This is a genomic window from Gemmobacter aquaticus, assembly GCF_007859075.1.
Classification (GTDB): domain Bacteria; phylum Pseudomonadota; class Alphaproteobacteria; order Rhodobacterales; family Rhodobacteraceae; genus Gemmobacter; species Gemmobacter aquaticus.
In genome coordinates, this window is sequence record NZ_VOAK01000011.1 from 1,371,828 (window position 1) to 1,386,348 (window position 14,521).

11 protein-coding genes are annotated in these 14,521 nt (G+C 63.2%); 5 read left to right on the forward strand and 6 right to left on the reverse strand.

Going from position 1 to position 14,521, the window contains the following annotated elements; translation table 11 throughout:
* Positions 1 to 294 carry an usg protein gene (locus FQU74_RS08790; RefSeq protein WP_146286014.1) on the reverse strand — a complete coding sequence of 98 codons (294 nt, stop codon included), beginning with the start codon at positions 292 to 294 and terminating at the stop codon, positions 1 to 3.
* A gap of 204 nt (positions 295 to 498) precedes the next feature.
* On the opposite strand from FQU74_RS08790, the gene gyrA reads away from it, so the two are divergent.
* The 3 genes from gyrA (at position 499) to gluQRS (ending at position 5,465) form a co-directional block, all read left to right on the forward strand.
* Positions 499 to 3,213 (forward strand): DNA gyrase subunit A, encoded by a 2,715-nt coding sequence (gene gyrA / locus FQU74_RS08795; protein ID WP_146286015.1) that lies wholly within the window; start codon positions 499 to 501, stop codon positions 3,211 to 3,213.
* Between the two features lie 78 nt (positions 3,214 to 3,291).
* Positions 3,292 to 4,623, forward strand: a complete 1,332-nt coding sequence (gene trmFO / locus FQU74_RS08800; RefSeq protein WP_146286016.1) for a methylenetetrahydrofolate--tRNA-(uracil(54)-C(5))-methyltransferase (FADH(2)-oxidizing) TrmFO — start codon at positions 3,292 to 3,294, stop codon at positions 4,621 to 4,623.
* On the forward strand, positions 4,608 to 5,465 hold the full coding sequence (gene gluQRS / locus FQU74_RS08805) for a tRNA glutamyl-Q(34) synthetase GluQRS (RefSeq protein ID WP_146286017.1): 858 nt from the start codon (positions 4,608 to 4,610) through the stop codon (positions 5,463 to 5,465). Before trmFO ends, gluQRS begins: the two co-directional genes overlap by 16 nt.
* Position 5,466: 1 nt before the next feature.
* Here gluQRS and ntrX read toward each other — a convergent pair whose 3' ends face one another.
* The 5 genes from ntrX to dusB all read right to left on the reverse strand — a co-directional run bounded on the left by ntrX (position 5,467) and on the right by dusB (position 12,699).
* On the reverse strand, positions 5,467 to 6,867 hold the full coding sequence (ntrX, locus tag FQU74_RS08810; protein WP_146286018.1) for a nitrogen assimilation response regulator NtrX: 1,401 nt from the start codon (positions 6,865 to 6,867) through the stop codon (positions 5,467 to 5,469).
* On the reverse strand, positions 6,864 to 9,080 hold the full coding sequence (locus FQU74_RS08815; RefSeq protein WP_146286255.1) for a sensor histidine kinase NtrY-like: 2,217 nt from the start codon (positions 9,078 to 9,080) through the stop codon (positions 6,864 to 6,866). Before FQU74_RS08815 ends, ntrX begins: the two co-directional genes overlap by 4 nt.
* Before the next feature lie 156 nt (positions 9,081 to 9,236).
* Positions 9,237 to 10,616, reverse strand: coding sequence for a response regulator (locus FQU74_RS08820; protein ID WP_146286019.1), 1,380 nt, complete (start codon positions 10,614 to 10,616; stop codon positions 9,237 to 9,239).
* Positions 10,616 to 11,734 carry a two-component system sensor histidine kinase NtrB gene (locus FQU74_RS08825; RefSeq protein WP_146286020.1) on the reverse strand — a complete coding sequence of 373 codons (1,119 nt, stop codon included), beginning with the start codon at positions 11,732 to 11,734 and terminating at the stop codon, positions 10,616 to 10,618. Before FQU74_RS08825 ends, FQU74_RS08820 begins: the two co-directional genes overlap by 1 nt.
* Positions 11,731 to 12,699, reverse strand: coding sequence for a tRNA dihydrouridine synthase DusB (dusB, locus tag FQU74_RS08830; protein WP_146286256.1), 969 nt, complete (start codon positions 12,697 to 12,699; stop codon positions 11,731 to 11,733). Before dusB ends, FQU74_RS08825 begins: the two co-directional genes overlap by 4 nt.
* Positions 12,700 to 12,892: 193 nt before the next feature.
* Between dusB and FQU74_RS08835 the strand changes: the two genes are divergently transcribed.
* Both FQU74_RS08835 and FQU74_RS08840 read left to right on the forward strand, forming a co-directional pair.
* Complete coding sequence (locus FQU74_RS08835; protein ID WP_146286021.1) at positions 12,893 to 14,017, forward strand: bifunctional 2-C-methyl-D-erythritol 4-phosphate cytidylyltransferase/2-C-methyl-D-erythritol 2,4-cyclodiphosphate synthase; 1,125 nt, start codon at positions 12,893 to 12,895, stop codon at positions 14,015 to 14,017.
* Complete coding sequence (locus FQU74_RS08840) at positions 14,014 to 14,520, forward strand: phosphatidylglycerophosphatase A family protein (protein ID WP_146286022.1); 507 nt, start codon at positions 14,014 to 14,016, stop codon at positions 14,518 to 14,520. The genes FQU74_RS08835 and FQU74_RS08840 overlap by 4 nt, the downstream gene beginning before the upstream one ends.
* Position 14,521: the final 1 nt, after the last annotated feature.

Here is a 14,521-nt window from a genome sequence, read left to right on the forward strand (position 1 = left end):
CTAGTGCAGGCGGAACTCGCCCACGACATTGCGCCACTCACCGGGGCCGATCAGCTTGCGGTGAGTGAAGCGCACCGAGTGTAGCGGCCCTTCAATTCTTTCCTGCCAGAACTCGATGAAGCCGAAGAGGCGCGGATAGTCGGGGGCCAGATCATACTCCTGCCAGATGTAGCTGTTCAGCACATGGCGAAAATCCGGCATCCGGTAATAGATCTCGGCCGTCGTCAGACCATAGCCCTTCAGCATCAATTCGGTCTCGCGGTGATCGGCCCTTTCTGCGCCGTTTTTGCCCATGGGTACCTCCAGAGTTTCTTGTTGTTTCCCAAGTCTGCCTGAGATTCTCTAACAGTCAATGAAAACAGTATGTTGGCAATCATCCGACCTGGCTGCCAAGCCATCGGCGCTTGCGCGGTTGCACCCCATATCCGCGATGGTCTATAGTGGCGCCAACTAAATCTGGGGGCGCCTGCCCCCACCGAGAAGAAAAGGCGGACCGGGGTGAGCGATCAGCCGGAAGATACTGAAAACACGGGCGAAACCTCGCGCAGCCATTACGACGGGCCGCAGGTATCCATCGAGAAAGAGATGAAAACGGCCTATCTCGATTACGCGATGAGCGTGATCGTGAGCCGTGCCATCCCCGATCTGCGCGATGGCCTGAAACCTGTGCATCGGCGCATTCTTTACGCAATGCACGAAACCGGCAACACGCATGACAAGTCTTATCGCAAGTCGGCGCGTCCGGTTGGCGATGTGATGGGTAAGTATCACCCCCATGGCGACAGCGCGATCTATGATGCGCTGGTCCGTATGGCGCAGCCCTTCAGCATGTCTCTGAAACTCCTTGATGGACAAGGAAACTTCGGCTCCATGGACGGCGACAACGCCGCTGCCATGCGCTATACCGAAGTTCGGATGGACAAGCCGGCGGCCTATCTTCTGGCCGATATCGACAAGGATACCGTCGATTTCCAGGACAACTATGATGGCAAGGACCGCGAGCCGACCGTTCTGCCGGCGCGCTTCCCCAACATGCTGGTCAATGGCGCAGGCGGTATCGCCGTCGGCATGGCGACCAACATTCCGCCGCACAACCTGGGCGAGGTGATCGACGGCTGTCTTGCCATGATCGAGAACCCGGATCTGTCTTCCGAACGCCTGATGGAGATCATCCCCGGCCCCGACTTCCCCACTGGCGGGCAGATTCTGGGGCGTGGCGGCATCCGCAAGGCCTATCTTGATGGGCGTGGATCGGTGATCATGCGCGCCAAGACCCGGATCGAGGAGATCCGCAAGGACCGCTGGGCCATTGTCGTCGACGAGGTGCCCTATCAGGTCAACAAGGCTGCGATGATCGAAAAGATCGCCGACCTTGTGCGTGAAAAGAAGATCGAGGGCGTCTCGAACATTGCGGACGAATCCGACCGCGTAGGGGTTCGCGTCGTGATCGAGCTGAAGCGCGATGCCACAGCGGATGTCGTGCTGAACCAATTGTTCCGCTTCTCGCCGCTGCAAACCTCGTTCGGCTGCAACATGCTGGCCCTGAACGGCGGCCGGCCGGAAACCCTGGCTCTGCGTGATTTCATCAGCCATTTCCTCACCTTCCGCGAGGAAGTTGTAGCACGCCGCACAGCCTATGAGCTGCGCAAGGCGCGCGAACGCAGCCACATCCTATGTGGTCTGGCCGTTGCGGTCTCTAACGTGGATGAGGTGGTTGCCACGATCCGCTCGTCAGCCGACCCGGCCGAGGCGCGTGAGCGGTTGATGACCCGTCGCTGGCCCGCGCATGACATCGCGGCCTATATCCGCCTGATCGACGATCCGACCCACACGATCAACGACGACGGCACCTACAACCTGTCGGAAACGCAGGCCCGCGCAATCCTCGACCTGCGCCTGCAGCGCCTGACGGCAATGGGCGTCAAGGAAATCACCGACGAACTGGAAGAACTGGCCGCAAAGATCAAGGATTACTTGGAAATCCTGTCGTCGCGCGAACGCATCATGGGCATCATTTCGGCCGAGCTGGCCGAGGTGAAAGAGCTGTTCGCCATACCCCGCCGGACCGAGATCATCGATTGGGCCGGCGACATGGACGACGAGGACCTGATCGAGCGCGAGGATATGGTCGTGACCATCACCTCGGGTGGCTACATCAAGCGCACCCCGCTGATGGAGTTCCGCAGCCAGAACCGCGGCGGCAAAGGGCTTTCGTCGATGGCGACCAAGGAAGATGACGTGGTCACCACGCTCTTCGTGGCCAACACCCATACGCGGCTTCTGTTCTTCACGACCGACGGGATGGTCTATCAGCTGAAATGCTGGCGCCTGCCGCTGGCCGGGCGCACGTCAAAGGGCAAGGCCATCGTCAACATCCTGCCCATTGAGCAGGGCGTTTCGATCGCGGCACTGATGCCCATCGACGTTCCCGAGGTGGAATGGGACGCCTTGCAGGTGTTCTTCGCAACCTCGGACGGCGATGTGCGCCGCAATGCGCTGTCGGATTTCACCAACATCATGCGCAACGGCAAGATTGCGATGAAGCTGCCCGAGGGGGTCAGCCTCGTGAACGCGCGCATCTGCGATGAGAATGACGATATCCTGCTGGTCACCCATCTGGGCCGCGCGATCCGCTTCCCCTCGACCGAGGTGCGCGTGTTCAAGGGTCGCGATTCCACCGGCGTGCGCGGCGTGAAGCTGGCCGAGGGGGACAGCGTGGTGTCCATGGCGGTGATCCGCCACTCGGACGCCACTCCGGAAGAGCGCGCCGCCTACCTCAAGCAACGCCGCCTGATGGCCGGCGTGACCGAGGAGGACGCCGCCGAGGATGACGAGGATACCGTGGCAGAGGGCCAGTTGTCGCCCGAACGCTATGCCACGATGTCTGCGTCCGAGGATCTGATCCTGACCGTCACGGTGGGCGGGTCCGGCAAGCTGAGCTCCAGCCACGATTATCCGGTGCGCGGACGCGGCGGCATGGGCGTCAAGGCGATCTCGCCTGGACCACGCGGCGGGCGCATCATCGCAGCCTTCCCGGTGGAAATGGCCGACCAGATCATGCTTGCCACCTCGACTGGACAATCGATCCGGGTGCCGGTGGATCAGATCAGCTTCCGTTCCCGGTCTGCCGGCGGTGTGCGCGTCTTCAGCATCGAGCCGGATGAAGAGGTCGTGACCGTGGCCCGCGTGGCCGATCAAGGCGACGAGGAATGACACCAAGGCCGGGGCAACTCCCCGGCCTTTCGCTTTGCCCCGCTTGAACCGGACCTGTCGGGGGGATACATCGCAGCCATGGAAAAGCTACATATCATCGGCGGCGGAATGGCCGGATCAGAGGCGGCATGGCAGGCAGCACAGATGGGCGTGCCGGTCGTGCTGCACGAGATGCGGCCCCAGGTTGGCACCTTTGCCCATCGGACCGGCAACTTTGCCGAGATGGTCTGTTCGAATTCGTTCCGCTCGGACGATGACGAACGCAATGCCGTGGGGCTGCTGCACTGGGAAATGGGGGCAGCCAACGGTCTGATCATGCAGATGGCGCGCGCGCACAAGCTGCCTGCCGGCGGTGCGCTGGCCGTTGACCGTGACGCTTTTGCCGAGGCGGTGACCGAACGCATCAAGGCCCATCCGCTGATCGAGACCGAATATGGCGAAGTGGCAGACCTGCCGCACGAGGGACAATGGATCGTGGCGACCGGCCCGCTGACCAGCGGCGCTCTGGCGACCAGCATCCGCGCCGAGACCGGCGCCGACAGCCTTGCCTTCTTCGACGCCATCGCCCCCATCGTCTATGCCGAGACGATCGACATGAACGTGGCCTGGCTGCAAAGCCGCTACGACAAGGGCGAAACCGAGGAAGAGCGCACCGCCTACATCAACTGCCCGATGACCAGACCGCAGTATGAGGCCTTCATCGACGCCTTGCTGGCCGCCGACAAGGCCGAGTTCCACGAGGGCGAAACCGCTGGCTACTTCGACGGCTGCCTGCCGATCGAGGTGATGGCAGAACGGGGGCGCGAGACCCTGCGGCATGGCCCGATGAAGCCGGTGGGGCTGACCAATGCCCATAACCCGACCGAGAAGCCCTATGCGGTGGTGCAACTGCGCCGCGACAACAAGCTGGGCACGCTCTACAATATCGTAGGCTTTCAGACCAAGATGAAATACGGCGCGCAAACCGCTGTTTTCAAGATGATTCCCGGCCTTCAAGATGCGAGCTTCGCCCGCCTTGGTGGCATTCATCGCAATACCTTCATCAACTCGCCAACGCTGCTCGATGATCGTATGCGCCTGCGCTCGCGCCCGAATATCCGCTTCGCCGGTCAGGTGACGGGGGTTGAGGGCTATGTCGAAAGCGCCGCGATGGGGCTTTTGGCTGGGCGGATGGCGGCGGCGGAAATGCTGGGGCGCGATCTGCCACCGCCGCCACCCGACACCGCGATGGGCGCGTTGATCACCCACATCACCGGCGGGGCCGAGGCCAAGACCTTTCAGCCGATGAATGTGAACTTTGGTCTGTTCCCGCCGATTGATGCCAAAGGCGGGCGCAGGGGCCGCAAGGATCGCTACAAGGCCTATACCGACCGCGCCAAGGAATCCTTCACGCAATGGCTGGCGTCGTAACCCGGTTTGCACCTTCACCAACTGGCCCGCTGCATCTGGGCCACGCCTATGCGGCGATTGTGGCGCATGACATGGCACGGGCAGCGGGCGGACGCTTCCTCCTCAGGATCGAGGACATAGACCAGACCCGCTGTCGCCCCGCATGGGAGGCGCAGATCTACGATGACCTGCAGTGGTTGGGGCTAAGCTGGGAGGAGCCGGTCATGCGCCAGTCTGACCGGCTGCCCACCTATCAGGCCGCGCTGGATGCCCTGTGGGCGCGTGGCGTGCTCTATCCCTGCACCTGCTCGCGGCGGGATATCGAGGCTGCACTTTCGGCCCCGCAAGAGGGCGTGCCCATCGCGATGGGACCGGACGGCCCTGTCTATCCCGGCACCTGTCGTCACCATGCCAGGGTCGGCGTCCGTCCGGCGGACGCGGTGCTGCGGCTCGATATCGCCGCGGCATTGGCGCAGGCCGATGGCCCCTTCACCTTTGTTGAGACGGGCGCATCCCATCTCGGCACCATTGGCACAACTGGCCGGCACTATACCGGCCACATCGGCGACATTGTCCTGTCACGTCGCGACATGGGCACGTCCTATCACCTGTCGGTCGTGCTGGATGACGCGGCGCAAGGCGTCACCCATGTGACCCGCGGCGAAGATCTGTTCGATGCGACCCGCATCCATGTCCTGCTGCAGCGCCTGCTGGGCCTTCCGACGCCGGTCTACCACCACCATCGCCTGATCCGCGACGATCACGGCAAACGGCTTGCCAAGCGCGACGATGCGCGCGCCTTGGCAAAGTACCGGGCCGAGGGCGCATCACCCGCCGACATCCGACGGATGGTCGGACTCTGACCTAGCCGTGATCCTCATCGTCATCGTCCTCGCCACCGCGCCCCTTGTGGCCGGTAACGACGCCGAGGCTTTTCAGTTTGCGGTGCAGCGCGCTACGCTCCATCCCCACGAAGGCGGCTGTGCGGCTGATATTGCCGCCAAAGCGGTTGATCTGGGTCAGCAGATACTCTTTCTCGAACAACTCGCGCGCCTCGCGCAGCGGTAGCGTCGCCAGCGCGCCGCCGATGACCAGCCGCCCCTCATCGCTCCCGCCGCTGTCCTGCCCGGGCAACTCGCGTGCCTCGATCGGGCCGCTGCCCTCACCCAGGATCAGAACCCGCTCGATCACGTTACGCAACTGACGCACATTGCCCGGCCAGCGCATCGTCTGCAGCAGCGCTTCGGCATCAGCTGAAAGCCTGCGCAGCGGCAAGCCCTGAGATTTGTGGAACATCTCGATGAAATGGGTGGTGAGTTCGGGAATATCCTCGCGCCGCTCTTCCAGAGATGGCACCGGGATCGGCACCACATTCAGGCGATCATAAAGCTCTTGCCGGAACCGCCCGGCCTGAATTTCGGACCGCAGGTCGCGCGTGGTGGACGAGATCACGCGCAGATCGACGCGGACCTTGTCCTGACCGCCAGCACGGGTGAACTGCTGCTCGACCAGCACGCGCAGGATCTTGGACTGCGTGCCAAGCGGCATGTCGGCGACCTCATCGAAATAGATGATGCCGCCATGGGCCTGCTCCAGAAGGCCCGGCTCCACCCCGCGTTCGGGCGTTTCACGGCCAAAGAGCACCTCCTCCATGCGCTCGGGCTCGATGGTGGCCGAAGTGACGGTGACAAAGGCGGCCGTCGCACGATTGGAGTGGGCATGAATGTAGCGCGCCGCCAGTTCCTTGCCCGATCCCGCCGGTCCGGTCAGCATGACCCGACCGTTCGATTTGGTCACCTTGTCTAGCTGCCCCTTCAACCCGCGGAAGGCCGCCGAAGACCCCAGCATGTCGGACGAGTTCACATCGCGCCGCCGCAGTTCCGAGTTTTCGCGGCGCAGGCGCGACGTCTCCATCGCGCGGCTGACCACCACCATCAACTGATCGATATTGAAGGGCTTCTCGATAAAGTCATAGGCACCCTGCCGGATGGCGGCCACCGCGATCTCGATATTCCCATGGCCTGAGATGATGACCACCGGCACATCCGGGTTGTCGCGCTTGACGGTCTTCAGGATGTCGATACCATCCATCCGGCTGTCCTTCAGCCAGATGTCGAGGATCATCAGCGACGGGGCCTCGGCATTGATTGCGGCCATGCACTCGTCGGCATTGGCTGCAAGTCGGACGGAGAAACCTTCGTCCCGAAGGATATCCCCGATCAGCTCGCGAATGTCGCGTTCGTCGTCTACGATCAGAATGCTCATATGTCCCCCTGGCCTCCCACGGCTGACAACTTGCCCCGACGCGCGGCGCGAACCGGCGTGCGTGGCAGGCGTATTTCGGCAGACGCCCCGCAATGGGTGCTGCCCTCAAAAATTGGCGCATCGGTCAGGATGAGCGATCCGCCATGTTCCTCAATGATCTTCTTTACGATGGGCAGGCCAAGGCCGGTGCCCTTTTCGCGGGTCGTCACATAAGGCTCGAAAAGCCGCGTGCGATCGGGCGGCAGGCCGCAGCCGTTGTCGGAAATCGAGATGATCGCCTCGGCGTCGGTCTGGTCCACGCGAACGCGAATCTCTGGCGAATAGCCCTCTGGCGCGCCTTTTTCGCGCAGGCCTTCAATAGCTTCGCCGGCGTTCTTGATCAGATTGGTCAGCGCCTGTCCGATCATCGTTTCGTCTAGATCCAGCAGCAGAGGTCCATCCGGCAAGGTTGAAACGATGCGCACATCCGGCTGCCCCGCCGCCTGTAAGGTCACCGCATCACGCACGATCTTTGTCAGATCGGCTTCGCGGCGGTCAGGTTCGGGCATGCGCGCGAACTTCGAAAACTCATCGACGATGCGGCGCAAATCATTTGTCTGGCGCACGATGACATCCGCGTATTGCTCAAGATCGGCGGCCTGATCCCCGACGAGCGGACGGAACTTGCGCTTGATCCGTTCGGCCGAAAGCTGGATCGGCGTCAGGGGGTTCTTGATCTCATGCGCGATCCGGCGGGCCACATCGCCCCAGGCCGCCATGCGCTGCGCGCTGACAAGATCTGTCACGTCATCAAAGGCCACCACATAACCTTCGAGCCGGCCATTGGTGTTGCGCCGTTCGCCCATGCGCACCAGCAGGCTTTCTACCCGGCCCTTGCGGGACAGGCGCAGCTCTTCCTGAACCGCCATGCCGCCTTCGCGCAGACGGGCGAACAGCGCCCCGAACTCGGGCACGGCCACCGCAAGCGCAATATCGGTTCGCCCCTCGTCATAGTCGAGCAACCGCTGCGCGGCCGGGTTCACGAAATCCACATCGCCATCCGCATCCAGCCCGATCACCCCTGACGTGACCGAGGACAGCACGCTGTCAAACAGCCGCCTGCGACGCTCAGTCTGGCGATGGCTGTCGAGCAGGGCATCGCGCTGGCCCTTCAACTGCCGGGTCATCTGGTTGAACAGTCGGCCCAGCATGGCAATCTCGTCATCGCCATCATCCTCGACCACGCGCACATCGAGATCGCCCTCGCCCACCCGCTCAGCGGCACCAGCCAGCCGCCCTACCGGTCGGCTCAGCCGTTCGGCAAACCACAGGCCGATCCAGATCGACGCAAGGATGAGGATCAGTGCGAATCCCAGATACAGAAGGCCGAATTCGAAGAGGATGCGACCGCGGGCCTGCTCCACCTGCTCATAGAGAAGGACCGAGTCCTTGGTTTCATCGAGCAGGCCAAGCAACGACCCGTCAACGGCCCGCGCCAGATACAGATACCGGTCGGCAAAGGCATCAAGACGGATCAGCGCGCGGAACTGGTTGTTCTCCCAGTCCTGGATCAACACCACCTCACCGGCCTGCGCGCGCACCAGATTCTCGTCCGAAGGGCGCACAAAGTCAAAAAGGTAGGACTTCTCACCCCGCGTCTTCAACTCACCCGCGCCGTCAATCAGATAGGCCTGGCTCAGTCCGCGCTGAACCCGATCCTGCGCCTGCGTCAGCAACTGGCGCAGCGAGCCGTCATCGAGGAAGAAGGTCGATTGCTTGGTGATGTTCAGAAAGCCCGCAAGCGCCTGTGCATCGGCGATCAGCCCCTCTTCATGTTCCCGCTCATAGGCCTCGGCCGCTGCAAGAGAGGCGCCAACGACGCGTTGCACCCGGTCAGAAAACCACCCCTCCATCCCGACGTTTACGGTCAGAACCGCAAAGACGGCGACTAGAACCGTGGGTAGCAGCGCCACCAGCGCGAACACACCGGTCAGACGCAAGTGCAGGCGCGATCCGGCAGACCGGCGCCGCCGGTCGGCCACCATGCGCATGACACGGCTGAAGACCAGCGCTGCGATCAGAAGTACATAAACGAAATCCGCCAGCAGGATCAGCCGCATATGCGTTGATCCTGCCCCTCCGTCGAGGGGGCCTAGTGCGAGGAGAGTCGCTACCGCCAGAAGCGGACCCAACACCGCCAACCCGAAGGTCAGCAAAGTCTGGAACCGCCGCATGCGCCGCAGCCGTGACAGCTTCAGCAGCCAGCTGTTCCCTGCAGTCGCCGAACCCAAAACCCTGCCCCCGATCGAAAGGGGCACTGAACAGCCCCCGCGCCATATCTGGTGGCGTGACTCGGGCCTTGCACCGAAGCCACGCGATATGTTGCGGTTTTACATCAGTTTGCGGCGGCGTGTCACGCGGATATCAAGATCCGTAATCTTCTTGCGCAAGGTATTGCGATTGATCCCGAGCAAATCGGCACATTTCGCCTGATTGCCACCGGTCGCATCCAGCGCGATTTCAATCAACGGTGTCTCTACTTCGCGCAAGATGCGGTTGTAGACACCCGCAGGTGGCAGCTGACCGCCGTGCAGATCGAAGTACCGCTTGAGGTGCCGCGCCACCGAGGCCGAGAGCTTGTCACCATCGCCCATGCCCTTCATCGGCTCCGGCAATGGCTGCGAGCCAAGCGCGCCTTCCACCTCGGCCCGGGTAATTTCTGGCTCGGAAGAGGTGACCATCAACCGCTTGAGCGTGTTTTCAAGCTGCCGCACGTTGCCCGGCCAGCTATAGGCCCGCACCAACTCGCGCGCCTCGGGCGAGAGGCGCCGCACCGTGCCCAGATCACGCTCGCCCCGCGCAAGGAAATGTTCGGCAAGCAGCGGGATGTCATCGACCCGCTCGCGCAGCGCAGGCACATGCAACGTCACGCCGCCCAGCCGGTAGAACAGGTCCTGCCGGAATCGCCCCGCCTCCATCTGCCCGGCAAGATCGGTCTGCGAGGTCGCCATGACACGGGGCGCCGCGCCATCCTCGCGCCCGCCCAGCATGTCGAGCATGCGCACGATGCGCGCCTGCGCGTCTTCGTCCAGATCCGCCACCTCATCAAACACAAGGCTGCCGCCCCTTGCCCGCGACAGAAGCGAGGCAGGGCCATCAACCCCTTGAAGGTCAGACGCCTGCGCCACGACGAAAGGCATGTTCCGCCGATCTGAAAAATCGTGGATGGCGCGGGCAATCAGCGATTTTCCCGTGCCGCTTTCTCCAGTGATCAGCACCGGCAGGTCGGTGTTCATGACCCGCGCAACCAGCCGGTAGAGCGCCTGCATGGCCGGCGTGCGTCCGACCAGAGGCAGGTCTTCGCCCGTATCGCTGCGCGGTGTGGGTGCTGGCTTTGGTGCGCGGCGCTTGACATCCAACGCCCGCGCCGACCGCTTCATCAGATCGGGCAGGTCAAAGGGCTTGGGCAGATAGTCGAACGCCTCGGCCTCGGCCGCCTGAATGGCCGTCATGATCGTGTTCTGTGCCGAGATCACAATGACCGGCAGACCCGGCCGCATGCGCGAGATCTTTGGCAGTGCCTCGAGCCCGTTCCCATCGGGCATCACCACATCCGAGATGACCAGATCGCCCTTGCCCTCTTCGACCCACCGCATCAGCGTGATCAGCGAGGAGGTGGCATGAACCTTGCACCCCGCCCGCGTCAACGCCTGGGTCAGCACCGTGCGGATCGTGCGGTCGTCATCTGCAACCAGAACCGTGCCATCCATCACTCAGCATCCTTCTTCTGCGAATCCCGCAACTGCAATTCCTTTGGCGCCACCGGCAAGGACACGCGGAACACCGTGCGTCCGGGCGCCGAATCCACCGATATCCAACCGTCGTGGTCGGTGATGATCTTTGACACCAGCGCAAGACCAAGGCCGGTGCCGTTCTCCTTGCCCGACACGAAGGGCTCAAAAATATCATCCGCGATACCGGGCGGCAGTCCGGGGCCGTCGTCGATGATTTCGACCTGCAAGGGCAGCGCCTTGCCCGTGCCATCCTTGCGGCGCAGCCGAAGCGACAGGTCATAGCGCGTGCGCAGCGTAATCGTGCCCCCCTCTTCGCCCGCAGCCTCGGCCGCGTTCTTGATCAGGTTCAGGAACACCTGCATCAATTGATCGGGGTCGGCAAAGGTCGGCGGTAGCGAGGGGTCGTATTCCTCGACGATATGCATGCGCGCGGCAAAGCCCACCAGCGCCGATTTGCGCGCCCGGTCAAGCGCATCGTGAATGTTCACCACGCGCCGTTCCGGCGGGCGGATATTTCCGAACTGTTCCACCTGCTCCAGCAGTTTCACGATGCGCCGCGTCTCTTCGACGATCAGATCGGTCAGCTCACGATCATCGGCGCTGAGGTTCATGGACAGAAGTTGCGCCGCGCCCGAGATGCCCGCCAGCGGGTTCTTGATTTCATGCGCAAGCATCTCGGCCATGCCAATTGCCGATTTCGCCGCCGTCTTGGCAGCACCTGCGCGGTTCAGCCGGTCCGCAATTTCACGCGGGGACATGAGCAGCATCAGGAATTCTGCGTTGTCCGCCAGTGGCGCCACTTGCACCGTGCATTGCACGGGCGGGCGGTCGCCGTTCGTCACATCGACATCATTGATGAACAAGGCCGACTGGTTGGAGCGCGCGCGCGCGCAGGCCTCGTCCATGTCCGCGTCGATATGAAGCCTGTCGAACACCGGCTGCCCCCGCAGGCTGCGGGACGAGGCATTCAGGAACAACTCCGCCGCAGGGTTCGTCTCGACAATCTTTCCGTCGCCATCGATCAGCACCGCAGGGATCGGGAGCGAGGCCCAGATCACCCCCGGCACCGGGTATGGCTGACGAAACCCCCTCATGCCGCGCACCGTTCCTGTTGACGGAAGATCGAGCGCAGGCGCGCGATGACAAGCGCAGGATCATCGGCCGTCAGAACCTCGGCCCGCGCGGGTTCGAGGCCAGCCGCCTCGAGATACCAGCCCAGATGCTTGCGGGCGATCTTGATGCCAAGCTCGGCCCCGTAGAACGACAGCATCGCCTCATAATGCGCGACGATCATATCCGCCAGCGCATCGCCCTGCGGGATGACCGGCGCCGGCGCGCCATAGAGCGCATGCGCTACCTGCGCCAGCACCCAGGGACGTCCCTGTGCCCCGCGCCCGATCATCACCCCGTCCGCGCCGGAGAGGCGAAGCGCCTCGGCCGCGCGGGAGGAATCGGTGATATCGCCATTTGCGATCAAGGGCACATTGACCGCCTCTTTCACCGCGCGGATGGCGGCCCAGTCGGCCTGCCCCTTGTAGAACTGGCAGCGCGTGCGCCCGTGGATGGTGACCATGCGCACGCCTGCCCCCTCGGCCCGCCGTGCAAGCGTCGGCGCATTTAGCAGCGCATCATCCCAGCCCAGCCGGGTCTTCAGCGTGACGGGGACCTGCACCGCCCCCACCACCGCCTCGATCAGGCGCAGCGCGTGGTCCAGATCTTTCATCAGGGCCGAACCGGAATAGCCGTTCGTCACCTTCTTGGCCGGACAGCCCATGTTGATGTCGATCACGCGGGCGCCTTGCGACTCGACGTATTTTGCAGCCTCGGCCATCCAGTAGGGCTCGCGCCCCGCCAGTTGAACTGCGGTCGCCGAATCGCCAAAGCCCAGTTCTGCACGGGCCCGGGCAAGCGGGCGGGCCTGCACAACCTCTTGGCTTGCGACCATTTCGCTGACGACCAGTCCGGCCCCGAAAGAGCTTACCAGCCTGCGGAACGGCAGGTCGGTGATCCCCGCCAGCGGCGCAAGAAGCACCGGGGGCGTGATGGAAATTTCAGCCATCTGGACCGACACGATGGGTTCCTTTGTCTTGTCTCTTGGCAATTAGACTTGCCATCTGATTGATACAACGGCGCAACGCCGCAATTTTGTGCGACATATTCACGCCGCACAAATTTTGTGCAACTTTTTCCAGCTTTGCCGCCGCATTGTCACGCAGAAATCCTTGCTCTAGTGAAAGGACAAGGAGAGCGCAATGACCACAGCAGCCATCATCGTCGCCGCCGGACGCGGAACACGAGCCGGGGGCGAGATGCCGAAGCAATGGCAACTTCTGGCGGGCAAGCCCGTGGTCCAGCACACGCTGGAGGCGTTTTCAGGCATCCCCTGCGTGCTGGTCATCCACCCCGATGACCGTGAAATGGCCGAAGCCCTGCTGCCGCACGCCCGCATTGTTGAAGGCGGCGCAACCCGCGCCCAATCGGTGCGAAATGCGCTGGAGGCCCTGTCGGATCAGGGTGTCACCCGCGTCCTGATCCACGATGGCGCACGCCCGCTTGTGTCGCCCGCCCTGATCGCCCGGTTGATGGAGGCCCTGGAGAGCGGCCCCGCCGCTGCCCCGGCACTTGCCGTAACAGACGCTCTCTGGCGCGGCGCAGAGGGTGCGGTTACTGGCACCCAGTCCCGTGACGGCCTATGGCGCGCGCAGACCCCTCAGGCCTTTCACTACGAGGCGATTCTCGCGGCCCATCGTGCACATGGCGCCGATGCCGCCGACGACGTTGAGGTCGCACGCGCAGCAGGCCTGCCCGTCAGCATCGTCGAGGGCGACGAAGACAATCTGAAACTGACCTGGCCGGGCGACTTTGCCCGCGCCGAGGCTATCCTGAAAGGACGCCGCATGGAGATCCGCCTTGGCAACGGCTTTGACGTTCACGCCTTTACGGCAGGCGACCATGTCTGGCTCTGCGGGGTCAAGGTCCCGCACGACAAGGCCTTGCTTGGCCATTCCGACGCCGATGTGGGCATGCACGCCCTGACGGATGCGATCTACGGTGCATTGGCACAGGGCGATATCGGCCGGCACTTTCCGCCGTCAGACCCGCAATGGAAGGGTGCCGCCAGTCACATCTTCTTGCGCCATGCCATTGATCTCGCATTACAAATGGGATTTCGCCTGATGAACTGCGACGTGACGCTGATCTGCGAACGCCCCAAGGTCGGGCCGCATGCGGGCGCCATGCAAGCGACCCTTGCCACCATCATGGGGGTTGAGGGTCACCGCGTCAGCGTGAAAGCGACAACGTCGGAACGACTGGGCTTTACCGGGCGCGAGGAAGGAATCGCAGCCATCGCCACGGCAACACTGGTGCAAGCATGATTGCTGCCATCGTCACATTCGCGGGCGTCGGCCGCTTGCGCCCTGCGCCGGGCACATGGGGGTCTGCCGCCGCTGTGGCGCTTGCGGTTCTGGCCTATGAGGCCGGCGCGGCCCTGTTGGTTCCCGTCGGGTTCGTCCTTGCTGCGCTTTTGGGATTCTGGGCTATTCCCCAATACCTTACAGGCGGAACCGACGAAGACCCTTCCGAGGTTGTGATTGACGAGGTCGCGGGGCAGTTGCTTGCGCTTTGCTTCACGGTTCTTCCCCTCTGGCGGCACGGGGTGGAAAGCCTCGCCCTGGGCGCCTGGCCCGGCTGGGTGGTGCCCTTTGCGCTTTTCCGGCTGTTCGACATCTGGAAGCCGTGGCTTGTCGGTCGGGCGGACCGCCGAGGCGATGCAGCGGGCGTAATGCTGGACGATCTCTGGGCCGGGCTTTTCGCCGGAATATGCTCGGTCGCGCTGGCCGGGCTTTATCACGCGTTGCTTCAACCGATGATGGGATAAC